Here is a 24,421-nt window from a genome sequence, read left to right as displayed (position 1 = left end):
AATTTTAATATTTTTAATCTCATTAAAAATAATATCACTTTATTTTTATAAAAAATGTGATACTAATCAAATTTTAACTATTATTATAATATTATTAATATTTATCTTTGTTGATTTATTTCTTTATTTGTATATAAAAAATGATTTGTATAAGTAGTATTTAAATAAAGATATAAATAAAATAGGAATAAACGCTTAGAAATATCTATCAAAATAACAAGTTCTTTTATTACTATTTACTTGAGTTTATATATGGTATTTAGATATAATTTAATTATAGACATTGTATTGGGGTGATTTTATGTTTAATAAAACAACGAGTCCGACATTTAAAAACTTTGGGGATTTAATCTATGAAAATATAAGCTTTGATTATGAAAGTAAATTTTTATTTAAAAATAAAAGTATTAAAACTTTATTTTTAGTTGATAGAAATGATCTATTTATAAAAGTAATTAAAGGAGTTGTAATGATATTAGTTTCTTCTGATGGTAATACTTTAGAATCATTTATAATAAATAGAACGTTGAATTTAAAAAAAGGTATTTATTTTAATCTTATTTGTGTATCTGATGACTGCGAAATTAAAATTTCTTGTGATAGCAAAGATTTAAAATCTATAAACTTAAAAGAAAAATATACTTACAAGAATATTTCACCCTCTTTAAATATAAATGAAATATATACTAAATTTTATCAAGAGAAAGGCCTAAACTATAATTTTCCCGGAGAAACACATCCATATTGGGAGCTTACTTATGTTGATAAAGGTTTCTTATCTACTACTGTAGATGATAAGAAATATGAATTAAAACAAGGAGATTTAATTTTTTATGCTCCACTTCAATTTCATACTCAATCAACTCTAGATTCTAGCAGTTCCTATTTAACGATTAATTTTAATATGGACTTTAATCATCATGAGTTATTGTGTAATAAAGTATTTACACTGCAAAGAGACTCGTATTTTATTGTTAGCAAATTAATAGAAGAACTTTCTAGCAATAGTATATACTCTAACGATTTATCACTTTGTTATTTAAAGCAACTTATTATACAAACCCTCAGATTAGAAAATTCTTATTTTCAATCTAAACCAACCACTCATATGCAACAAACTTATGAAAATAATTTGATAAATGAAATAATAAAATTTATAGACAATAATTTATACGAAAAGCTTTCTGTCGATACTTTATGCCGACATTTTTGTATTAGTTCATCTATGTTGCACTCTTTATTTAAAAATAATATGGATAATACTGTGAAAAATTATATTAATGACCTTAAGCTTAACAAAAGCAAGGAACTTATTAAAAACTCTACATATACGCTTAGTGAAATTTCTGAAATGCTCGGATTTTCATCAATTCATTATTTTTCAAAAAAATTTAAATCTAATTTTGGTATTTCACCTACTGAATATTCAAAATCAATTTATGATTAAACAAAAATAACACCTGTAAAATACAGGTGTTATTTTATTTCTACTTATAACTTTCAGGGTAAATTGCTACTGCCATTTCCTTAAGAGCTTTTATAGCATGATGTGATGGACGAGATGATGCATTTTTATCTATTAAAAATACTTTATTATCTTTAACTGCAGTTATATTGTTCCATCCATTACGAGATTTAATTTCATCTAAAGGATTTTTAATATAGCCTACATTAGTTAAGATTACATCTGGATTTTTATCTATTACTGATTCCTCACTTGGACTTATCCATGCTTTTTCATCTTTAAATACATTTTCAGCTCCAACTAATTCTATCATTTCATTTAAGAATGTAGAATTACCAAAACTATATAAATTCGGTGCTGGTCCTATTTCAAAATAAACTTTCTTCTTATCTTTTATAGTTTCACCTATAGCTTTTATTTCATCTACTTCTTTTTTCATATTGTCTACTATTTGTTGACCTTTTTCTTTTTTATCAGTTATATCTGCTAAAAACATAATATCATCATAAATTCCTTGTATACTTTCACTACTTGGTATGTAAACTACACTTATTCCAGCTTCTTTTATAAGTTTAAATGGATCTTCACTCGAACCTGTTTTATTATGTCCTGATGCTATTATGATGTCTGGATTTAGAGCTATTATTGCTTCTGCATCTGGATTTAAGAAATCAATTTTTTCTATGTCTTTGTTTATTCCTTCTATATCTGTTGAATATTTATCCACTGCTACTAATTTATCGGCAAGACCTAAGTCTACTAGTACCTCTGTGTTTGATGGTGCTGTTGATATTATTCTATCCATTTTTTTAGGAAGTGTAACATCATTTCCTTCCCTGTCTTTTATTGTTTTACTTTTTTGGCTACATCCTACAGTAGCTAGCATAAATACTAATACTAATGCTAATATACTCGTTAGTTTCTTTTTCATTTTCTTTCTCCTTACTTATAATTTTCACTTATAAATTTTGTTTTTACTTCTTTATTTAACTTTAATACTAATTCAAAAAACAAAAAAGCATGCTTTGAGAGCATGCTTTTGATTTTATCATTATTATATAGTTAAATATCCAACCCTCAGAAGATATTAACGTTAAAGATATTGGCAGGTATCCCGGCTCAACTTCATCCTACTTTCAAACCTTCCCGATTGCTCAGTGGTATATTTGATTTCGTCAGTTTTACGGTTACTGGGGTAGCTTAGACTTTTAATCTAATTCCCTATTAAGTTGCATAAACACCAATACTTTTATTATTATTTTTTCTCACTTTTATAGTAGCTTATACTTCGCGTATTTGCAACCTTTTATTTCAATAATATTGTTTATACCCTATTTTTCTTTTCATAATCTTTCATTAATTATTTCTTATTATGCTCTTCAAAGCTCTTATAAAAAGTTCTGCTTCTTCTAAAGTATTGTATAAACCTAGACTTAGCCTAACCATTCCATATTGTTTTAAATCTTCATCCATTGCATGTTTATAAGCTTCTTCATCACTTATACCTAACAATCTATTTACATATGGGTGAGCACAGAATTTAGCATATCTCAAAGCTATTCCGAATTCTTCTGCAAATTTATGTGCGACTGTGTCAAACTCTATCCCTTCTATATTAAATGTAATTACACCTAATCTATCTTCCGTATACTCTGTATCACCATAAAGTATTACTCTATCTAACTTTTTCATCTCTTTTATTAAGTAATTTTTAAGTAACATTTCATGACTAGATATATTTCTAAATCCTATATCTCTTAATTGATTTAATGAACTTACCATAGCCATTACACCTAAAAAATTTGATGTTCCAGCTTCATCTTTATGGGCTGGTTCACTCCATACAACATCATAATCACTTACTAAATCAACACACCCTCCACCTCTTAAAAATGGTTCTGCTTGTGAGAGTTCCTCAGTTAATCCTACTACTGCTCCACTTCCATAAGGAGCATATGCTTTATGTGCCGAAAATGCTAAAAAGTCTATTTGCTCTTCTGCTGTTCTACCCTTCATATCTACTTTTTTATGTGCTATAAGCTGAGCCCCATCAACGATTATTTTCGCATTATATTTATGACATATTTTAGCAATTTCATTAATCGGATTTGTATAGCCCGTAACATTTGATGCACCAGTTATACTTACATATTTAATCTCTCCATTGCTTTCTGTCAACTTCTTTTCTATATCATTTATATTGATCCTTCCTAATTCATCTACATCTATATATTCTACAGTAGCTACTTTTCTCCATGGTAAGTCATTAGCATGGTGTTCCATTCTAGTTGTTAATATCTTCTCATTTTTATCTTTTATTAGTATATTAGCTAATAAATTTATTCCTTCTGTTGTGTTTTTTGTGTATATTACAGTGTGTGAATTGCATCCTAATAAGTTAAAGAATGCTAAAATTTGCCCCCTAGCTTCTTCATATTTTTGAGTACATAAATCACCTTTCTGACCTGCTCCTCTAGCTATTGGCCCATATATTAGTGAATTTTCAATAATTGCGTTTGCCGCCATATTTATAGGAGGTGTTGTTGCTCCATTATCAAAATTTATTGGAGTTACAATCTTTCCGTTTTTTATCATTACAGGTGTGTCTATTCCTATAAATAGATTTCTATAACTATTATAATTTCTCATATTTATCCTCCTTAATTAATTACTTCTTTATTTATATATGACTCTAGACTCAATAAAGTTCAAATTTGACAAATTGTAGTATAAAATTAGACTGAATTTGAAACTATATTAGATAATATAAAAAAACTACTTAAAATTAAGTAGTTTTTTATATTGGATTTATTTTTTTGAAAATTTATATACAGTTTTTTGTTTATATACTTCACCTTTATTTAAAGTAGAATATTTTATAAAACACATTTCTCTTCCTATTGGAGGTGCTTGTGTTTCAAAGCATATTCCAAATCTTTTTTGTGCTTTTTTACCATTGTATAATTCAATATCATCTGGAAAATTCATACTATAAACAACTACTGATTTTTGATCTGTTATAATATCTAATACTCTTTTTGATACCCTGTCTTCTAAATGTATTTTTCCATTCTTATTTAATAAAAATGTGTGGTCATAGCCATTTCCTATTTTTATTTGTTCATTATCACAGTCTATATCTTTTCCTATACTCTTTATATCCTTAAAATCAAAAGGTGTATCTTTTACATTAATACTTTTTCCTGTTACTGCACAAGTTTTATCTAATTCTAGTATATAATCAGAGTCTATTTTTAAATATTGTTTTGTTATAGGTAATTTTATATTTCCACTTAGGTTGAAATAGCTATGATTTGTTAAATTAACTAAAGTAGTTTTATCACACTTACATTCATATGTTTGCTCTATTTTAAAGTCTTCATATACTTTAAAGCTAACAATAATATCTAAATTACCTGGATAATTTTCTTCTTTATCTTGGCTAATTGTATACAATCTCAAAGTTATATTATCCTTTTCTTCTATAATATTAACTTCCCATATCTTTTTATTAAACCCAAAGTTTCCTCCATGACCATGATGAGGATTATAGTTTTTGGATAAGCTATATAATCTTCCATCTATAGTTACATTGCCTTCACAAATTCGACCTGATGTTCTGCCTATAATTGCACCTAAATATGATGGGTTTTCTATATAACTTTCTATTTCTTTATATCCAACTACTACATTTTCAAAATTATTATCTTTATCTGGAGTTATTATTTTAGTGATAATTCCTCCTAAATTAAGTATTTCTACCTCAAATTTATTGTCATACTTTATGTTATAAGCTACTATATCTCTATCACTTATTTTGCCAACTATATTTTTAGTACACTTCATCATATCACCAAATCCTAATTTGTTTTTATATACATTTTATTTGTAAAAGCTACAGATTATATATCTGCTCTTTTACGCCCTTCAACGTACAATTTTAAATCTATAACATACCTATTTATGGCATCTAACCCTTCTTTATCCCACTTAAATACTCCACAATGTTCTAATACTTTTTTGAATATATTTCCAACTTCATCTTCAAGTATTTTATCAATATCACTTTCATTAAAATAGATATATTTTTTCTTTAAACTATTAAACCAATCTAAATGCATTTTTAATTTTTCATCTTCCCTGATTAAATTTACTTTAGTTTCATCTAATAAACAAGTTCTTATTACAGCTAATTCTTCTTTTAATCTAGAAGGTAAAACTGCTAAACCTAATACTTCTATAAGACCTATGTTTTCTTTTTTTATATGATGAAGTTCTTTATGTGGATGGAATATGCCATCCGGATAATTTTCATCACATCTATTATTTCTAAGAACTAAATCAAGTTCAAATTTTCCATCTTTACTTCTAGCTATTGGAGTTATTGTATTATGAGGTATATCATTGGTATGTGAATGTATTCCTACGTTTTCATCTGAATAATTTTTCCAATGAGTTAATATTTTTTCTGCTAATTGGCTTATATTATCTCTATTTTCACCACTTATCCTAACTACAGATAGTGGCCATTTTAGTATCGATACTTTTATATCTTCATACCCATTTATACAAAATCTATAAATATCACCTGCTTTTGCCATAGCAAATTCATATCTCCCACCTTGGTAATGATCATGAGTTAGTATAGACCCACCAACTATTGGTAAATCAGCATTCGATCCTATAAAATAATGTGGAAACTTTTCTACAAATTCTAAATTCCGATCAAAAGTATTTTTATTTATACTCATAGGGGTATGTTCACTTGAAAATACTATACAATGCTCATTATAATAAGAATACGGAGAATATTGAAGATTCCATTCTTCGTCTTTTAACTTAAATGGTATTACCCTTAAGTTTTGTCTCGCTGGATGATTTAATCTACCTGCATAGCCTACATTTTCTTTGCACAATAAACACTTTGGATATACTGATTGTTTCATGTTTTTTGCAGCTGCTATAGCCTTTGGATCTTTTTCTGGCTTTGATAAGTTTATAGTTATATCAATTTCACCATACTCAGTATCAACTTTCCATGTTTTATTTTGGGCTACCCTTTGAGTTCTAACATAATTACATGCCTTGCTTAAATCATATAAATAATTTGTAGCACTTACTTTATCCTCTTGATATTTTTTATTAAACTCCTTTATAACCTCTGATGGTCTAGGCATAAGTAAATTCATGATTTTAGTATCCAACAAATCTCTATATATAGGAGAATTAGATTCTAATATTTTATTTTTAAAAGCATAGCTCAATAAGTTATCTAGAATTTCAGTTGGATTTTCTAAATTTTCATCTTCTATATTTTCTATTATATATTCATCGAGTCTAAATAACTCAATTAATGAGTTTCTTATATATATAATATCTTCTTTTTCAAACAATCTTTTTTTTATTCCATAGTTTATAAGCCTCTCAAATTCCCTGTATATATTCATATATCTATCTCTCCCTTAATATCTACATTTCAAAACCATTCGGATGACTTTTATGCCAGTTCCAAGCAGAGGCTATCATCGCCTCAATATTTTCAAATTTAGGTTGCCATCCTAGTTCACGTCTAGCTTTTTCTGATGATGCAACAAGTTTAGCAGGATCTCCAGTTCTTCTTTCACAAACCTTAGCCGGTATAGAATGTCCTGTCACAAGCCTTGCTGCTTCTATCATCTCTTTTACTGTAAATCCATTCCCACTACCTAAATTATATATATTACTATTAAATCCTTCTCTTAATTTATTAACTGCTAATATGTGTGCCTCTGCTAAATCACTTACATGTATATAATCTCTTACACATGTTCCATCATGAGTATCATAATCATCACCAAATATAGATATAAATTCTCTTTTTCCCAATGGCACCTGAAGTATAAGTGGTATTAAATGAGTCTCAGGATTATGATCTTCTCCTATTATTCCACTTACATGAGCACCTGCTACGTTAAAATATCTAAGTGAAATGTACTTAATACCATGTGCTATATCAGCCCACTTCATCATCTTTTCCATAGCTAGTTTTGTTTCCCCATATGCATTTGTGGGTTTTGTTTCATCATTTTCAAGAATTGGAATATTTTTAGGTTCCCCATAGGTTGCCGCTGTTGATGAAAATACAATTTTTTTCACATCATGTTTTGCCATAACATTTAGAAGTACTTCTGTTCCATGTACATTATTGTTATAATACTTTAATGGATTTGTCATACTTTCTCCCACTAATGAATTTGCTGCAAAATGTATTACTTCATCTATTTTATTTTCTTTAAATACAGTTTCTAATGCTTTTTTATCTCTTATATCCACATTATAGAACTTAGCTTTTGGATGTATCGCTTCTTTGTGACCTGTTTCTAAATTATCAACTATAATTACATCTTCTGAATTATCTATAAGTTGTCTTACTGTATGACTACCTATATATCCAGCTCCCCCACAAACTAATATCATATTTACCTCCTACAATTTCTTGACTTATAAATTTGCTTATCAAATAAAATATAGCATAACTTAATTAGGATATATTTTACTTTTATCTGGGCTATTATTTTTTATAATTCTCTAGTTCCATTTCCTATATTTGCAGTATAAAAATCTGCGTCATACCCTATTAGTTCTTTATATCCTTTTCCTACTTTTTTTATAAAATCTTCACTTAATTCTCTTTTGACTATAGATACTGTACATCCTCCAAATCCAGCACCTGTCATTCTAGATCCTATTGTAGCCTCATGTTTTAAAGCAAGTTCTACTAATGTGTCTAGCTCTATTCCAGTTACTTCATAATCATTTTTTAATGATATATGTGAATCATTCATTAACTTTCCAAATTTATATATATCTTTATTTTGTAAAGCTTTAACAGCCTTTAAGGTTCTTTGGTTCTCATAGACAGCATGTCTTGCTCTCTTAACTCTAGTGTCATCCTTAATTAAATATTTATTATTTTCAAATTCATCTTCACTTAATTCTCCTAATGACGTTATATCAAGTTTTGTTTTAAGCTCTTTTAATGCAGTTTCACATTCATTTCTTCTTTCATTGTATTTAGAATCTGCTAAGCCTCTTCTCTTATTAGTATTAGCAATTATAATCACTTCCTTAGTTAAATCAATAGGAGTATATATATAATTCAAAGTATTACAATCTAATAAAATTGCACTATTTTTTCTTCCCATACCTATTGCAAATTGATCCATTATACCGCAATTAACACCTATAAATTTATTTTCAGCTTCTTGAGCTAATTTTACCAAATCTACTCTATCTATATTAAAATTAAATAATTCATCTATCATAACTCCCATTAAAAGCTCTATAGATGCTGATGATGAAAGGCCAGAACCATTTGGTATATTTCCAAATACAACCATATCAAACCCAAAATTTATGTCATAGCCGTGTTTTCTTAGGATATCTATAACACCCTTTGGATAATTCGCCCAATCGTGTTTTTCTTCATTTTTCAAATTATCTATATTAAAATTTATAACACCTAAATCATCAAAATTTTTAGAGTACATTCTAACTAATTTATCATCTCTTAATTTTATCGCTCCATATGTTCCAAAGCTTAATGCACAAGGAAATACATTCCCACCATTATAATCAGTATGCTCACCTATTAAATTTACTCTTCCCGGTGAAAAGAAAACTCTGATATCATTGTTATTTCCATAAACTTTAGTAAACATTTGAATCATTTTTTCTTTCATTTTACTCCCCCATTTTTAATTTTTATCATTATATTTATATATTAGCAGAGTATAACCCCTGCAACAATAACGTTTTCTTAATTATAAGTAAAGCTATGTATTTTTTACTTTTTTTTACTAAATCCACATATAAAAAACACCTTAAAACGTATTTTAAGGTGTTTATGTTCATATATTATTAAGTTCAAATATTTCAACACTTTTTTCTAATATATTAGAAAAATATGCAATAACTAGACCATAATTAGTTATTGGTATATTTTTTGCTTTACATTTTTCTATTTTTTGAATTACACTTTTTCTATTTACCATACAAGCTCCACAGTGTATCACAAAATCATAAGGATCTAAATCTTGTACAAAATCATATCCGACTTTAAAATCAAACTCTAGCTTTCCTTTCGCAATTTTTTCTAATATATTTGGTATTTTAACTCTACCTATGTCTTCATGACTTACATTATGAGTACAACTTTCACAAATAAGAATTTTTTGACCTGGTTTTAAACTATTTAATTTTCTAGCACCATCTAAAAAATCATTTAATTCTCCTTTTTGTCTTGCAAATAATATAGAAAAGCTTGTAAGTTTTAAATCTTTTGGTATTATTTCTTCTACTTGTTTAAATGCTTGAGAATCAGTTATAACTAGATCAATATCTTTTAATTCATCTAAGGCTTGTGTAAGTTCTGTATCTCTTACTACATATGTTTTTATTCCATGATCTAAGCAATCTCTAATAACCTGTACCTGTGGAAGTATTATCCTTCCCTTTGGAGCCTCTGAGTCTATTGGAACTACCAATATCACTTTTGATCCATATTCTAATAAATCCCCTACTATAGGTTTCTCTTCTTCTTCTTTTTCTAAATTTTTTATCAATCTTTCTTTTAAAGATCCTATATTAGTATTTTTTTTAGCAGATATAAATATAGAATCTTTAAATTTATCTTCTAAGTTTTTTATTTCTTCTTTACCTAATTCATCTAATTTATTTATAACCAATAAATGACTTAAATTATATTTTCCAGCTTCTTTTTTCCATGTTTTGTAAGTATCAAAATCTGGATTTTTCCCATCTAATACGTATATAGAAAAATCTAATCTTTTCATATACTCATAGCTTTTTTTAATTCTTATAGATCCTAATTCACTTTTATCTTCAAGCCCTGCTGTATCAATTAAAAGAACTGGACCAAACGGAATTAATTCCATAGCTTTCTGTACTGGATCAGTTGTTGTTCCTTCAACATTTGATACTAAAGAAACTTCTTGTCCCAATATTTTATTCATTAAAGATGACTTTCCACTATTTGTATTTCCATATATACCTATATGCTTTCTATTTCCATTTGGAGTACTATTCATATACGCCTCCTATATATAAAAATCTCTTTTGCCAGATTGCATTTTTTCTAAACTCTCTTTAGTATAATTTTTAATATCTTCTCTTTGAATATTTTCAACCTCAGAATTTATTATTTGCTGTGCTTTTTCATATAATTCTTTATCACCATAATCTAATGTAAATTCTTGTAATGTCATTATAGCATTTGGCTCACAAACATATTTTATATTTCCAGACTTGGCAAGTTGCATAAATCTATCACCAGTTCTACCTTTCCTATAACAAGCTGTACAATAACTAGGTATATATCCGTCTTCTAGTAACTCTTTCAATATTTCAATTGGACTTCTTTCATCATTTGTTTTAAATTGTTTAATATCTCTACCTTCTTCTCTTTCCTTATATCCTCCAACTCCAGTTGAAGAACCAGCAGATATTTGACTTACTCCATATTTTAATAATTCTTTTCTCATGGCTGGTGTTTCTCTAGTTGATAGTATAAGCCCTGTAAAAGGTAGAGCTATTCTAAGTATTGCTACTATTTTTTTAAACATTCTATCATTTAATAAGTATGGATAGCTTTCTAAATTAACACCACTTGCTTCTTGAAGTCTTGGTACTGATATAGTGTGGAATCCAACTCCATATTTTTCTTCTAAATGATTGTTATGCATCATTAAGCTCAATACTTCAAATCTAGGATCTGAAAGTCCAAATAAAACTCCAGCTCCAACATCATCTATCCCTGCTTCCATAGCTCTATCAAAAGATGTTAAATGATAGTTATAGTCACCTTTTATTGATTTTGGATGCATTTTTTCATAAGTAGGTTGATGATAAGTTTCTTGGAATAATATATATGTTCCTATTCCTTTTTCATTTAATAACTTGTAATTCTCTACAGTTGTAGCTGCTATATTTACATTTACTCTTCTTATTTCTCCATTTGCATTTTGAGTCTTATATATAGTATCTAGGCATTCTAAAACATAATCTATGGTAGCATTAACTGGATCTTCTCCAAGTTCTAGTGCTAATCTTTTATGACCCATTTGTTCAAGTATTTTTACTTCTTGTACAACTTCTTCCATTGTAAGTTTTCTTCTTGAAAATTTATTGTCTCTTTTATATCCGCAGTAAACGCAGTTATTTACACAATAATCACTTACATAAAGAGGTGCGAATACAACTATTCTTTTTCCATAAATATCTTTTTTAATTTCACCAGCTAATGAGTATATTTCATTCAAATCTTTTTCATCTTCTGCTTGAAGTAATACTGCTATATCTTCATAAGATAGTCCATCTCTTTTTTTAGCTTTTTCAAGTACACTTTTTATCTCATCATTTGATGGACATTTTGTTTTTTCTAAAATTTCATATATATAATTGTGGTTTATAAACATATAAAAAACTCCTTTTTATTTTATAAAATCTATATTATCTCCTCTATTAACTTCAACCTCAAATCCAGCTTCTTTAACTTTTTCTTCGATTAATTTTCTATACTCTGCATCTTCATCAAGTATATATGCCTTGTCATTGTATAAAGAGTATTTTTTTCTAACGCTCATAGGAGATAAATTAGGCATTATAACATTTCCTCCCGCTTTTAACCCTGCATTTCTTCCATTTTTATCAATACTAGATAATGCTGTTGTAGCTGGTAGTAGTACTTTAGGTAGTAATAGCCTAACTATTGCTAAACAAATAACTGTTTTTTCTAAACTACCATGCTTATATTCCTTAAGTGGTGTATCTTTATGTGGTATAAAAGGTCCAATCCCACACATTGCAGGTGCAAATTTTTTTACAAAAATCAAATCATTTACTAAATCTTCATTAGTTTGATTCGGTATACCAACCATAAATCCTGCTCCAGCTTGATACCCTATCTCTTTTAAATTCTTTAAACAATTAAATCTTTCTTCAAAAGGTTCGCCTGGATGTATAGATTCGTAAAGTTCTTTTGATGCACTTTCATGTCTTAATAAATATCTATCAGCACCTGCCTCAAATAAATTTCTATAAGATTCATAGCTTCTTTCACCTAGAGATAGTGTTATTGCATTTTCAGGAAACTCTTTTTTTATAGCTTTAATGATATTTATCATAATTTCATCACTATAATAAGCATCTTCTCCACCTTGAAGTACAAATGTTTTATATCCTAACTTATCGCCTTTTCTTACACACTCTAAAACATCATCTATATCTAATCTGTATCTTTGAGCATTCTTATTGCTACGTCTAAGACCACAATACAGACAATCTTTTTTACAAAAACTTGTAAGCTCTATAAGTCCTCTTAAATAGACTTTATTTGAGTAATATTTCATTCTAGTATCATGAGCTTTACTTATTAAATAATCTTTTTCTCCTTCATTTATATTATCTAACAAGTAAAGAAGCTCTTTTTTACTAGCACTATTTACTTCATACAACTTATTAATTATATCTTTTACATTCATACATTTCTCCTACTTTAATTTTGTTGATTAACTCTTCATTAAAACTTATATTAAATAGCATCTTGACTCTTACCATTGACTTTGTCAACTTTATCATTACCTCTTCCAAGCATATAATATTTTGACTCAAACTCTGTATGTAAAAGTTCATGAGATTTATGAGATAATGGATTTTCAAAGAATTCTTCATAAGCCTTTATAACATCTGGATTTTCATGGCTACATTTAATTTTAATACCCGCGTCCTTATTATATAATCCATCTATACGCTTTAACCTCATTTCATCTGTAACTCTTTTTTTAGGCTGTTTAGGTTGTCCAGCTCCACCTATGCACCCACCCTTACAAGTCATAACCTCTATAAAGTGATAATTAACTTCTTTTGATTTTAATTTTTCCATTAAAACTTCTGCATTTTTAGTAGTTTGAACAGCTGCAACTTTTATTACTTTTTCATCTATTTGTAATACAGCTTCTTTAACACCTTCAAGTCCTCTAACCGGTTTAAAGTCTAACAATTCCTTCGTTGGTCTTTCTCCAGTTAATATGTTATATGCCGTTCTAACAGCAGCTTCCATAACACCGCCTGTATTACCAAATATAATACCTGCTCCACTACCTAATCCCATAATATTATCAAATTGACTACCATTTAAAGAGTCAAAGTCTATGTTTTCTTCCTTTATCCATTTAGCTAATTCTTTTGTTGTTATTATGTAATCATTATCTCTTAAACCATCTATATTATTAAACCTACTAGAATCATTCATTTCAGGTCTTTTTATTTCATATTTTTTTGATGTACAAGGTGTTATAGTTACATTAACTATTTTAGATGGGTCTATATTTTCTTTTTTAGCAAAGTAAGTTTTTATAGCCGCACCTTGTATACCTATTGGGCTCTTTGTTGTTGATAAATTAGGTATAAATTCCGGATAAAATGTCTCAACATATTTAACCCAAGATGGACAGCAACTTGTAAACTGAGGTAGATTTTCACTTTTATTTAATATTCTATCTATTAGTTCATTAGCTTCTTCCATTATTGTCATATCTGCTCCAAATGTTATGTCAAATACATAATCTCCACCTAGCTTTCTAAGAGATTCTACCATTTTATCTTCAACATATGAACCTACTTCGTATCCAAATTCTTCCCCTAATGCAACTCTTACAGCTGGTGCTGTATTAAATATAACTATCTTTTCAGGATTTTGTATTTCTTCTTTAACTTTTTGATAATCTTCAACTTGTGTAATAGCTTGAGTTGGACATGCAACTGCACATTGTCCACAATGGATACATATCGCTAAATCATTTGTTTCTTCTAAATTAAATCTATTTGCTACTGCTATTTCATTATCACAAGTCCTTTTACACAACCCACATTTTATACATTTATCATAATCAATTTGAATTGCAGGATTATCTAGTTCAACAGGAACAACCTTTTCTGTAAATAAATGTTTCATAAATTTTGTTACCTTGCCTCTCATGTTGTTTTGCATCTTTATGCTTTTAATGTCATTTAATTAAAACAAATTTATCTTTTTACATTTTATTTCTATACCCATTTTTATTTTTAAATAACAAAACCTCACAATTAAAATTAAATTTTAATTGTGAGGTTTAATAATTATTTTACTGAAATGCTATTCTTATAAGTTTTCTACAACTTTAGCTTCATATGGATTTAATTCTGTATTTTGTAGTCTTTGGATCTTTGAAGTATGGTTCATAATAAAATATCTTTCAATATTATTTATTTCTCTCTTAACTACTTCTACCCCTTTTGGAGATTTTAAAGTTTTAATATTAGCTTCTTTTAATATTTTATTTACTAAAGTATCCATTATATTTTCATCTACACCGCTACCTATGTAGTAAACTTTACCACCTTCATATTTATTTAAAGTTATTGCACTTAATCCTTCAAAAAATTCTTCGTTATATCTAAATAAAGTTTTAGCTGTTGTTGTTTTAATTAAATCTCTAAATACTGTTGCTGTTCCTTTTATATTTTCAAATTCACTTAAACCTATAACCTCTATGTTTTGACCATCTTGGAATGATTCTATTTCCTCAACATATCCTCCTATAAAATCAGTAAAGTTAACTGGATTAAACTTACCTAACTCTAAATTATTATAATAGTCTTTAACTCCATTTCTAAAACTTATTACAACAGTTTTTCCTTGACTAGCAAATATTCTCATACGTTCTTGAACTTCTTTTTTATATACAATCATAGCAGGTACTAATAAAATTTCATATTCACTAAAGTCTGAATATGATGGGATGACATCTATAGATAAATTATTTTCATAGAAAGGTCTATATAATCTATATACTTCATTTTTATAATCCATTAAAAAACTTTGTCTTTGTATTCTAAAGGAAGCCATTGATTCAAAATCATAAATTAAAGCTATCTTAGAGTCTATTTTAGAATTTATAATTTCTTCATTTGATTTCATCTCATAAAAAAAATTTTTTACTTCATAAAACTTTCTTCTTTTTATGTTATCTTGGTCTAATATTCCATAGCAATACTGTTCAGCTCCTTTAGTAGCACCTCTATATCTAAAATACATTAAAGAGTTACATCCACGAGCTATTGCCTGATAAGACCACATCTTTGCTTGACCTGGTCTTGGAAGATATCCTATAACATCATGACCTTGAGCCCCCATTATAGCTTCTGTTATCCAAAAATTTTTCTTTTTTGCACCCCTCATAAAATCTAGCCCACAAGCTATTTCATGTGGTGGTATAGGATTTGCTTGCCCTCCCCATACAGGATAATTATTATATGCTACTACATCTATATGTTTTGCTACTTTTGAAAAATCAAAACTCTTATCAAAATATCCACCAGAAAAATCATGAATTACAACTACATCTACTCCAATTATATCTTTTAATATATCAACTTGAAGCTTTGCATACTTTTCAATACTTAAAGATCTGAATCTTTCCCATTCCATCCTAAGACTAGGATTATGAGTTGTTATAGTTTTTGTTGGTAAAGGTATTTCATCAAATTCATTATAAGTTTGAGACCAAAAAATTGTTCCCCAAGTTTCATTTAAATTTTTTATATCATTGTTGTAAGCTTCTTTTAAATACTCTCTAAATTCTTTTTCACAATTGCTACAATAGCAAACATCACTACCTTCATGTCCAAATTCATTATCAATTTGCCATGCAACAATATTTTTTTCATCTTTATAATGAGTCGCAAGCTTTGCTATTATTTTTTTAGAGTATTCTATATACGTTTTACTATTAAAGCAATATTGCCTTCTTCCTCCAAACACTCTTTTTTTATTGTCTTCAAATTCAGATAGAACATCAGGGTGTTTTTTAGCTAGCCATGCAGGCATTGTAGCAGTAGGTGTGCCAAATATTACTTTTAAACTTTTATCTTTTGCTTTTTTTATAATGTTATCAAAGTATGAAAAATCATAATTTCCCTCTATACTCTCCATCATATTCCAAGCAAATTCCCCTATTCTTATTGCATTAGCACCTAATTCTATTATATTTTCTAAATCATTATCTATCATATGTTCATTCCACTGTTCTGGATAATAATCCACCCCTAAATACATTTTACAATTCCCCTTTATATTTTATTTTTTACAATTAAATGTTAGCACACTAATAAACTTGAGCCAATATTTTTTAGTATAATTTTAGTATATTTTAACTAAATTTACTGTATGATTTTTTATTTCAATACTTCTATATAAACACATAAAAAATAGCAACTAAACAAATTTAGTTGCTATTTTTTATTACATTTATATTATACTTTTTGTGCTCTTTCTAATTACTAATTCACTAGGTATTATAACTTTTTTGCAATACTTTCTGCTTTTATTTATTTTTTCAATGATTAAATCAACTGAAGCACTTGCTAAATGTTCTATATGAACCCTAACAGTTGTAAGCGGTACAATAGTATGTTTAGATGCTATTAAATCATTAAACCCAACTATACTAACATCCTCTGGAACCTTTATATTATTTTCATATAAGGCTTTAAGTACTCCAGTTGCTATAGTATCATTTCCAACAAAGAAAGCAGTAGGCATCTTTTCATTACTATTTATAAACTCTATTGTAGATTCATATCCATCCATAGCAGTCATTTCTTTTGTATCTATTATATTTTCCTTTTTATATACGCCTTTAGACTTCATATAATCAGTATAGTATTTTAGTCTATAATCAAGATTTTTTTCTTTTTTATTATCTAAAGTCTTAGCACTTCCAATATATCCAATATCACTATGGCCTAATTCAAACAAATAGTCTAATGCCTTATAAGTACCTAATTTAAAATTAACTTTAACCGAGTCATAACGTTGCTCATCTGGTGAAGAATCTAAAAATACTATATTATCACTAATAGTATTTATCATATTGACTTCTTCATCATTAAATTTACCTATAGCAATTATCCCATTTAGCTTTTCTTCACCTATAAATTTATATTCTTTTTCCGATTTATAAACATTTACAACTTCTATTTCATTATCAAAACATTCTCTGTCTACTACACTTCTAAGAAGTAAGTAATAAGGATCTTGTAGTTGTTCACTATGATTATACATCTCAACTATCCCGACTCTTAATTTATTTATTTTAACTTTACTGCTACTTTTTCTTTGCTTTAAAGTCTTATATTGCATTTCTTCTGCAGTTTCAAATATCTTTATTTTAGTTTCATCAGAAACACTAATTGTTGTATCATGGTTTAATACTCTAGAAACAGTACCTACAGATACACCAACCTCGTTGGCAATCTCCTTTAATGTAACCACTTTTTTACCTCCTTTTTAAAATAAATCAGCTCACTTTGATAATCCCCTCTTAAGCATATGTCAATTATATATATTCATTCCCCACTTTAAAATAAATGATCTAATAAAAACAATTAAGCTCTAATTTAACTTTAAAACTTTAAGAAGGCTGATTAGCTTATCTTATAGTATAAATAATATCTCCGTATAGTAAAAATAGGGGGTACTATTGTGCCCTGACATTTCTTCTTCTATTTTCTATGTATATTTTACCATAACTTACCTATTGAGTAAACTTTGGTTGTATTCTACTATATTTCTTGTATATGTTATACTATTTTAATTTATATAACTATATAGATTAAATTTTTACAATACAAAAAGAGTGCTAAATTTAACACTCTTTCTGTTTATATTATCATTATATTGATATATCTAGATTACCATAGTCGCCATCAATTACTATTTTATTTACTTTAAAGTCTACTTTTTCTTTAAATATTGGACCATCAACCACAAATGTATGATATTCACCATTTTCACCACATGGATCGCATTTTAAATCCTTAATCTCACCAACAATTTCACGAGTTAGTACCTTTCCTAAAAAATCACTAGGTAATTGTGTTAAATTTACTTTTTTAATTACTGTACTAAATCCATTATCTATAAACTCGTTAACTAATTTTTCTCTATCCTCTTGCCATAAAGGTAATATAGCCTCAATTTCTGCTTCCTTGCATCTATCTTCACACCATTTTCTATGATCAGCTATATCTATGTCTCCAAATACACAAGATTGTGCTCCTAGTTCTTTCGCTTTTAGAAGTGTCTCTGTAAATTTGTGTTCATACTCATTCATCTCACATTCAACTAAAAATAAAGGTATTTCTAAACTTTCACTAACTTTATTTAATAATTCTTTTTGTATACTATGAGTCCACGAACCGGTTTCTCCCTTTTTAACTGTTACCAATAATCCTATAGGGATATATCCTTTATTCATCATTCTGTAAAGAGCTAACGTACTATCTTTACCCCCGCTAAATGACATAATAAATTTTTTGCTCATATTTACTTCTCCTTTTAATTTTAAAATTTCTCTTGATTTTATGTACTATATTCTTCTTATTCCCACTTTTTAAGCACTTCTATCATAAACTTCTTAACATCTATATCATAAACTTGCTTAAGTTTTTCACTTCTTAAAACTTCTTTAGGCTTACCCTTTGCCACTATTTCTCCTTTACTTACCATAATTACATTATCAGAAAAATACTGAACTAAATTTAAATCATGTAACACTCCCACAACAATTTTATTATTATCTTTTGCCCAAATTACTAGATGTTGAAGTAACTCTATCTGATGCTTTAAGTCTAGATGATTTGTAGGTTCATCCAGTAATATAATTTCAGGATTCTGAGCGAATGTCCTTGCTAAAAACACTCTTTGTAATTGGCCTCCAGATAATTCACTTATCATTTTATCTTTTATATCATAAAGTCCTACTTTTTCTATACTATCAATAACTATATCTCTATCTTCACCTTTTAAAGATTGAAAGGGACCTTTCATATATGCATATCTTCCCAGTGATACAGTTTCATAAATTGTGTATGGAAAATATATTTGGGATATCTGACTCATTAAGGCTACTTTTGTAGCTAATTCTTTCCTATTAAATGTGTTAACTTCTTTACCGTCTATCTTTATACTTCCTTTATAATCAATTATATTTGCAATAGATTTTAGTAACGTACTCTTTCCACAACCATTTGGTCCTATTATACAAATATTTTCACCTTTTTCAACTTCAAAATTTACATTTTTTATAATATCATTATTATCATATCCGCAATAAAGCTCTTTAACTTCTAGCATTTTCTTACCTATCCTTTTTTATTATTAAAATAAACATATGCAAAGAATGGAGCTCCTATAAGAGCTGTTATAGCACCTACTGGTAACTCTTGTGGTGATACTATTGTTCTTGATATAAGGTCTGTTATGACCATTAAACATCCTCCAAATATAAAAGACATTGGTATAACATATGTATGTTTTGATCCAAATACTTTTCTAACTATATGAGGAGCTATTAAATCAATAAATCCTATAGTTCCACTTAAAGCTACTGCCGAACCTGTTAAAGTCGCTGATAGTATAAATAAGTGTTTCTTTACCTTAGCAGTATCTACACCAACAGCTTTTGCTTGTTCCTCTCCAAATGTTAAAATATCCATTTCTTTAGTATACTTTAATACACCTATCATTCCTATTAATAAAAATGGTACAAGAACTTTTACATATGACCATCCTTTCATCGAAAAGCTTCCCATTTGCCACATTGTAATACTTTTTATATCTTCACTAAACAAAGCTGTCATAGTTGTTAAAAGAGCATTTACAAATAATGAAAGTACCATTCCTGCAAGTATTATAGTATTATTTGACATTGTTTTATCGACTTTTTGACTAAATACTATAACTAAGTAAACTGTTAAAAGCCCAGATAAAAAACCAATCAATGGAAGTGTTAAAGTTCCTAATAATGGTATTGATATTCCAAGTACTATAACCAATCCTGCACCTAATGATGCACCTGAAGATACTCCTAGTGTATAAGGCGATGCTAACTCATTTTTTAATATAGATTGAACTACTGCACCACTTACAGATAAGCACCCTCCAACCATAAATGCTAATAAAACTCTTGGAAACCTTATAGACCATATTATTGATACATCTTTAGGGTTTATATTATCTATTAAAGGAATGTTAAACATTTTATTTAACAATATATTAGCTGTATCTAACAAATTAATATTAGAACTTCCTATAGATATTCCCATGCAAATTATTAAAAACACTATTGGTATGCATATTAGGGATAAACTTTTTCTCCTACTCATATTTTGAATTACCTTTCTAGTTGATAGTTAGGGTGTTTTTATTAAGTTTTTGACATATTCAAAAAGACATACCTAAAGGGTATGCCTGTTCAAATCAATTACTAAATTACAATTAAAAATTGCACTAATCCCCACCCTCAGAAGGTATTAGTTAGATCTTAGGCAGTTCTCCCGGCTTAACTTCATCCTACTTTCAAACCTTCCCGATTAATCAGTGGTATTTTTAGATTTCGTCAGTTTTACGGTTACTGGGGTAGCTTAGAATTTTAATCTAATTCCCTATTAAGTCATATTGACACCTAATATCTTAATATTTACTTATATTATTTATTATATATAATCATTCTACATATATCAACTCTAATAGATTTTATTACACTTTTATTTAACTTTTAAAAGCTAAAAAGACCACCCATAATAAAAATATCCTGGATGGTCTTTTTTTACTAGATGCTATAATTTTTAATAACTACAAACTATTTAAGTACTTTCGCAAGAGCTAAACCGCATACTGCAATTATTGCTGTCCAAGCTACACCCATAAATATCCATGCTGTTGTAGTCACTTTTAACATCTCCTTTTATATAAATTTTATTATTTCTTGTGTTGTAAAAAATAATTAATTTTGTTGTTCATTCTTTATATAAATATATTCTCTCATCGACTAAAATGTATCGTATTTTACCGATAATTAACCTATTTTACAAAATGTTAACAATTTTACTTCCATCTTTCTTTTAGTTAGTTATATCTTTTCCTTTATATGTTTTGTAACTATGTAAAAGCTCTCTGCTGTTAAATATATATTTTCCTCCTATTTGAGTATAATATGATCCTGTTGAATCATAAATTTCTTTTACCTTTTGAGTTAAATTTTTATGATAATATCTAAGTTCTTTAAACTCTTTCTTAAGTTTATCTGCTGTCATCCATACTTTATTAGAAGTTATATCCGCTAATTTAATGTTATCAAATTTAGAATTATTTTTTTGAGAATACACATAAAGTTCAGCTAATAGTTCTTGTAAATTTTCATTTGTAAGGTCATGTTTTAATTTTTTATATAATATAGCCCCCATTGAATCTATACCTTTTTCTTCTAGTTTTTCTTGCTTTATTAGCGCCTCTAGTGGTTGCCTTTTTATGTATACATAAGCATTTTCTTCTAATATATATGTTCCTCTGTGGTATTTAGCTGGCCTATGAATAACAAGAATAGGGCTATACTCACCATTTGTTTCTTCTTCGTTTTTGTCAACTATTTCAGACTTATTCTTAACTTCATAGTCACTAGATATTGCACCATATCTAGATTTTGAGTTTAAAGAATACATTTCATTACTTTCTATATAGTTTATTATATCTTTAACGTATTCTTTATCTATGGTATTATTCAAGTTTTCATTATTATTTACGTAATTTTGAGATAATTCGTCTTTTAAATTATTTATATCATCTATATTTATATTAAAAGCCAAACATATATTTAATAATCTATTTTCTATCTCATTTATATTAGTGTTTATAAATGGTTCTATCTCGGCAAAATATTCTTCATTTTTTATTTGTAAGATTTGATTTAAGATAATCATATGATTTATTGAGCTGTTTCTATCAAATAAATATTTATTCACACTTTCCTTTAATACTTCAATACTTTTATATATTTTTATATATTCTTTTATTAATTTCATACCTTTATTTAGTACTTCTTTTGGTATATTTATGTAAATGTCATTTTCTTTGACACATAGCTTTAGTTCATTTTCTTCAATAATAGCTTTGATGTCTTCTGTCATACTTTTTATCTCCTTCATATTTTAAGCTTAAACTCAGATTTAATTATAACATAAATTATATTTTCAAGTCTAATATTTTACTCTGTTGCAGCTTTTCTTTATATTTCATTATAAAATAAGACACATGAATTTGTATTTAATTCATGTGTCTTATTTTATAATAAATTTAATATTTCTTTTTTTAATTTAACAGTATTTTCTAAGTTATCATCATTTATACAATTTTTATCAATTGCAAATTCTTTTTTTACAATTGAAGGCTTTTTAGATATAACATATATTTTATCAGATAACATTATAGCTTCATCTATATCATGAGTTATTAATAATATAGTTGAATTCACTTTATTCTTTATATTTAATAACCAGTTTTGCATAGATGACTTTGTTATAGAATCTAGTGCTCCAAACGGTTCATCTAATAACATAATATCGTTTGAAGTTACAAAAGTTCTTAAAAAATTAGCTCGTTGTTTCATACCACCAGACAACTCTTTTGGATATTTATTTTCATATCCTTCTAAACCAAATGTTTTAAAATATTCTATAACTTTTTTATGTGCTTCTTTTTTTCTTATAGCTTTATTGTAAAATTTTTTTTCCTTCATAATAGTTAACGGTAAGCTAACATTATCTATTATAGTTTTATGAGGCAATAGCAAATCTTTTTGATACATATAACTCAATTTGCCATTAATTTCAATACTTCCACTATCATATTCTATTAAATTTGTAATCATATTAAATATAGTACTTTTACCACATCCACTAGAACCAAGTATACTTACAAATTCGCCTTCACATACCTTTATACTTATATTATCTAAAACTTTAACATCTTCATATGACTTAGAAATATTTTTAATATCTATTTTAACCTTTTTATTTTGGTAAGAATTCATTAGTATAAGCCTCACTAGGTTTTAAGTCTTTATTTATCAATTTGTATTCTTTTAAGAACCCGGTATAGTTATTCCATACACTATCTTTCATCTCTCCCCATCTGCTTGCATCATCAATATATTTTTTAGCTAAATATTCTTGACTTTTTATTGCTAAATTTTCATCTATTTCAGGTGCATGTTTTACAAGTATTTTAGCAGCTTCTTTAGGATTTTCTATTGCATACTCGTAACCTTTTTTAGTTGCTTCTAAGAATTTTTTAGCAACGTCTGGCTTTTCTTTTAATAATTTTTCATTAGATATTATAAGAGGCGTATAATAATCAAGCCTTTTATCAACTTTACCTATTGGTATATAGTCTAACTCTATCCCACGTTGATTTGCTTCTATACCAGTCCAACCTTCAAATATCCATGCAAAATCTATATTTTTACTTGTTGCCGTAAAGAAATCATCATCTCCTATATTTACTACTTTTAGATTTTTAAAGTCTTTACCTTCTTTTTTCATAACTGCATCTAATATAGCATCTTCAGCTGGTGAACCCCAGCCTCCATAAACCTTGCCTTCAAAGTCTTTTGGTGATTTTATATTTTTATCTTTTGGGGCTGCAAATCCTGAAGTATTATGTTGTATAACTGTTGCTACAGCTTTTATCGGAAGTGGGTCATCACTTGTTTTAGCAAATGTAACTTCCTCTTGATAACTTATACCAAAGTCTGCCTTTTGGGTAGCAACTAAAGTAGATGCTCCTCCTTCTGGCGGTTGTATTATATCAACATCTAATCCTTGTTCTTTATAATACCCATTCTCAAGAGCTACAAATAATCCAGTATGATTTGTATTAGGTGTCCAATCTAGTACCATTGTAACTTTTTCTTCATTAGATTTTTTATCTTCAGACTTTTTATTGTTTGAGCACCCACTTAAAGTACTAATTGTAAGTGCACTTATTAATCCTAGACTAACTAATTTTTTAAGTTTCAT

General features: G+C 27.6%; 19 protein-coding genes and 2 riboswitches. Of the genes, 1 reads left to right on the top strand and 18 read right to left on the bottom strand.

What is annotated here, in order from left to right:
• The first annotated feature begins 301 nt into the window (after positions 1-301).
• Entirely contained in the window at positions 302-1,447 is a 1,146-nt protein-coding gene (locus tag BLP75_RS06745; protein WP_092724889.1) for an AraC family transcriptional regulator, read from the top strand.
• Between the two features lie 40 nt (positions 1,448-1,487).
• Here BLP75_RS06745 and BLP75_RS06740 read toward each other — a convergent pair whose 3' ends face one another.
• From BLP75_RS06740 to BLP75_RS06655, 18 genes are all read right to left on the bottom strand, one after another.
• On the bottom strand, positions 1,488-2,396 hold the full coding sequence (locus BLP75_RS06740; RefSeq protein WP_092724888.1) for an ABC transporter substrate-binding protein: 909 nt from the start codon (positions 2,394-2,396) through the stop codon (positions 1,488-1,490).
• A 156-nt stretch (positions 2,397-2,552) separates the two neighbouring features.
• Positions 2,553-2,725: riboswitch (cobalamin riboswitch) on the bottom strand.
• A 96-nt stretch (positions 2,726-2,821) separates the two neighbouring features.
• Entirely contained in the window at positions 2,822-4,114 is a 1,293-nt protein-coding gene (locus BLP75_RS06735; RefSeq protein ID WP_092724887.1) for an aminotransferase class V-fold PLP-dependent enzyme, read from the bottom strand.
• A 159-nt stretch (positions 4,115-4,273) separates the two neighbouring features.
• Positions 4,274-5,314 carry an aldose epimerase family protein gene (locus tag BLP75_RS06730; RefSeq protein WP_092724886.1) on the bottom strand — a complete coding sequence of 347 codons (1,041 nt, stop codon included), beginning with the start codon at positions 5,312-5,314 and terminating at the stop codon, positions 4,274-4,276.
• Between the two features lie 53 nt (positions 5,315-5,367).
• Positions 5,368-6,912, bottom strand: a complete 1,545-nt coding sequence (gene galT / locus BLP75_RS06725; protein WP_092724885.1) for a UDP-glucose--hexose-1-phosphate uridylyltransferase — start codon at positions 6,910-6,912, stop codon at positions 5,368-5,370.
• A 22-nt stretch (positions 6,913-6,934) separates the two neighbouring features.
• Positions 6,935-7,921 (bottom strand): UDP-glucose 4-epimerase GalE, encoded by a 987-nt coding sequence (galE, locus tag BLP75_RS06720; protein WP_092724884.1) that lies wholly within the window; start codon positions 7,919-7,921, stop codon positions 6,935-6,937.
• A 101-nt stretch (positions 7,922-8,022) separates the two neighbouring features.
• A complete protein-coding gene (locus tag BLP75_RS06715; RefSeq protein ID WP_092724883.1) occupies positions 8,023-9,186 on the bottom strand; it encodes a galactokinase in 1,164 nt (387 codons plus the stop codon).
• 168 nt (positions 9,187-9,354) lie between these two features.
• Positions 9,355-10,554, bottom strand: a complete 1,200-nt coding sequence (gene hydF, locus BLP75_RS06710) for a [FeFe] hydrogenase H-cluster maturation GTPase HydF (protein ID WP_092724882.1) — start codon at positions 10,552-10,554, stop codon at positions 9,355-9,357.
• A gap of 9 nt (positions 10,555-10,563) precedes the next feature.
• Positions 10,564-11,940 carry a [FeFe] hydrogenase H-cluster radical SAM maturase HydG gene (gene hydG / locus BLP75_RS06705; protein ID WP_092724881.1) on the bottom strand — a complete coding sequence of 459 codons (1,377 nt, stop codon included), beginning with the start codon at positions 11,938-11,940 and terminating at the stop codon, positions 10,564-10,566.
• A 15-nt stretch (positions 11,941-11,955) separates the two neighbouring features.
• Positions 11,956-13,005 (bottom strand): [FeFe] hydrogenase H-cluster radical SAM maturase HydE, encoded by a 1,050-nt coding sequence (gene hydE, locus BLP75_RS06700; RefSeq protein ID WP_092724880.1) that lies wholly within the window; start codon positions 13,003-13,005, stop codon positions 11,956-11,958.
• Positions 13,006-13,055: 50 nt separating this feature from the next.
• Positions 13,056-14,501 carry a [FeFe] hydrogenase, group A gene (locus BLP75_RS06695; RefSeq protein ID WP_242872393.1) on the bottom strand — a complete coding sequence of 482 codons (1,446 nt, stop codon included), beginning with the start codon at positions 14,499-14,501 and terminating at the stop codon, positions 13,056-13,058.
• A 162-nt stretch (positions 14,502-14,663) separates the two neighbouring features.
• Entirely contained in the window at positions 14,664-16,619 is a 1,956-nt protein-coding gene (locus BLP75_RS06690; protein ID WP_092724879.1) for a beta-galactosidase, read from the bottom strand.
• A 192-nt stretch (positions 16,620-16,811) separates the two neighbouring features.
• Positions 16,812-17,837: a LacI family DNA-binding transcriptional regulator gene (locus BLP75_RS06685; protein WP_092724878.1), complete on the bottom strand. Its 1,026-nt coding sequence runs from the start codon at positions 17,835-17,837 to the stop codon at positions 16,812-16,814.
• A 400-nt stretch (positions 17,838-18,237) separates the two neighbouring features.
• Positions 18,238-18,888: a Dph6-related ATP pyrophosphatase gene (locus BLP75_RS06680; RefSeq protein WP_092724877.1), complete on the bottom strand. Its 651-nt coding sequence runs from the start codon at positions 18,886-18,888 to the stop codon at positions 18,238-18,240.
• Positions 18,889-18,944: 56 nt separating this feature from the next.
• The gene (locus tag BLP75_RS06675) at positions 18,945-19,700 is read right to left on the bottom strand and encodes an ABC transporter ATP-binding protein (protein ID WP_092724876.1); all 756 of its coding nucleotides are present in this window, start codon (positions 19,698-19,700) and stop codon (positions 18,945-18,947) included.
• 8 nt (positions 19,701-19,708) lie between these two features.
• On the bottom strand, positions 19,709-20,731 hold the full coding sequence (locus BLP75_RS06670) for a FecCD family ABC transporter permease (RefSeq protein ID WP_092724875.1): 1,023 nt from the start codon (positions 20,729-20,731) through the stop codon (positions 19,709-19,711).
• Positions 20,732-20,875: 144 nt separating this feature from the next.
• A riboswitch (cobalamin riboswitch) is annotated at positions 20,876-21,049 on the bottom strand.
• A gap of 420 nt (positions 21,050-21,469) precedes the next feature.
• Positions 21,470-22,531 carry a hypothetical protein gene (locus tag BLP75_RS06665; RefSeq protein WP_092724874.1) on the bottom strand — a complete coding sequence of 354 codons (1,062 nt, stop codon included), beginning with the start codon at positions 22,529-22,531 and terminating at the stop codon, positions 21,470-21,472.
• A gap of 155 nt (positions 22,532-22,686) precedes the next feature.
• Positions 22,687-23,433 carry an ABC transporter ATP-binding protein gene (locus BLP75_RS06660; RefSeq protein WP_092724873.1) on the bottom strand — a complete coding sequence of 249 codons (747 nt, stop codon included), beginning with the start codon at positions 23,431-23,433 and terminating at the stop codon, positions 22,687-22,689.
• Positions 23,414-24,421, bottom strand: coding sequence for an ABC transporter substrate-binding protein (locus tag BLP75_RS06655; protein WP_092724872.1), 1,008 nt, complete (start codon positions 24,419-24,421; stop codon positions 23,414-23,416). Before BLP75_RS06655 ends, BLP75_RS06660 begins: the two co-directional genes overlap by 20 nt.

The organism is Romboutsia lituseburensis DSM 797, assembly GCF_900103615.1.
GTDB classification, from domain to species: Bacteria; Bacillota; Clostridia; order Peptostreptococcales; family Peptostreptococcaceae; genus Romboutsia_F; species Romboutsia_F lituseburensis.
This window is presented reverse-complemented; position numbering and strand designations above follow the sequence as displayed.

Bases quoted from the DNA above. Each gene is read 5' to 3' on its own strand.
- hydE (WP_092724880.1), bottom strand. From the start codon at position 13,005: ATGAATGTAAAAGATATAATTAATAAGTTGTATGAAGTAAATAGTGCT.
- BLP75_RS06715 (WP_092724883.1), bottom strand. From the start codon at position 9,186: ATGAAAGAAAAAATGATTCAAATGTTTACTAAAGTTTATGGAAATAAC.
- BLP75_RS06680 (WP_092724877.1), bottom strand. From the start codon at position 18,888: ATGAGCAAAAAATTTATTATGTCATTTAGCGGGGGTAAAGATAGTACG.
- galE (WP_092724884.1), bottom strand. From the start codon at position 7,921: ATGATATTAGTTTGTGGGGGAGCTGGATATATAGGTAGTCATACAGTA.
- BLP75_RS06735 (WP_092724887.1), bottom strand. From the start codon at position 4,114: ATGAGAAATTATAATAGTTATAGAAATCTATTTATAGGAATAGACACA.
- galT (WP_092724885.1), bottom strand. From the start codon at position 6,912: ATGAATATATACAGGGAATTTGAGAGGCTTATAAACTATGGAATAAAA.
- BLP75_RS06695 (WP_242872393.1), bottom strand. From the start codon at position 14,501: ATGAGAGGCAAGGTAACAAAATTTATGAAACATTTATTTACAGAAAAG.
- BLP75_RS06690 (WP_092724879.1), bottom strand. From the start codon at position 16,619: ATGTATTTAGGGGTGGATTATTATCCAGAACAGTGGAATGAACATATG.
- hydF (WP_092724882.1), bottom strand. From the start codon at position 10,554: ATGAATAGTACTCCAAATGGAAATAGAAAGCATATAGGTATATATGGA.
- BLP75_RS06655 (WP_092724872.1), bottom strand. From the start codon at position 24,421: ATGAAACTTAAAAAATTAGTTAGTCTAGGATTAATAAGTGCACTTACA.
- BLP75_RS06745 (WP_092724889.1), top strand. From the start codon at position 302: ATGTTTAATAAAACAACGAGTCCGACATTTAAAAACTTTGGGGATTTA.
- hydG (WP_092724881.1), bottom strand. From the start codon at position 11,940: ATGTTTATAAACCACAATTATATATATGAAATTTTAGAAAAAACAAAA.
- BLP75_RS06675 (WP_092724876.1), bottom strand. From the start codon at position 19,700: ATGCTAGAAGTTAAAGAGCTTTATTGCGGATATGATAATAATGATATT.
- BLP75_RS06730 (WP_092724886.1), bottom strand. From the start codon at position 5,314: ATGATGAAGTGTACTAAAAATATAGTTGGCAAAATAAGTGATAGAGAT.
- BLP75_RS06740 (WP_092724888.1), bottom strand. From the start codon at position 2,396: ATGAAAAAGAAACTAACGAGTATATTAGCATTAGTATTAGTATTTATG.
- BLP75_RS06670 (WP_092724875.1), bottom strand. From the start codon at position 20,731: ATGAGTAGGAGAAAAAGTTTATCCCTAATATGCATACCAATAGTGTTT.
- BLP75_RS06660 (WP_092724873.1), bottom strand. From the start codon at position 23,433: ATGAATTCTTACCAAAATAAAAAGGTTAAAATAGATATTAAAAATATT.
- BLP75_RS06665 (WP_092724874.1), bottom strand. From the start codon at position 22,531: ATGACAGAAGACATCAAAGCTATTATTGAAGAAAATGAACTAAAGCTA.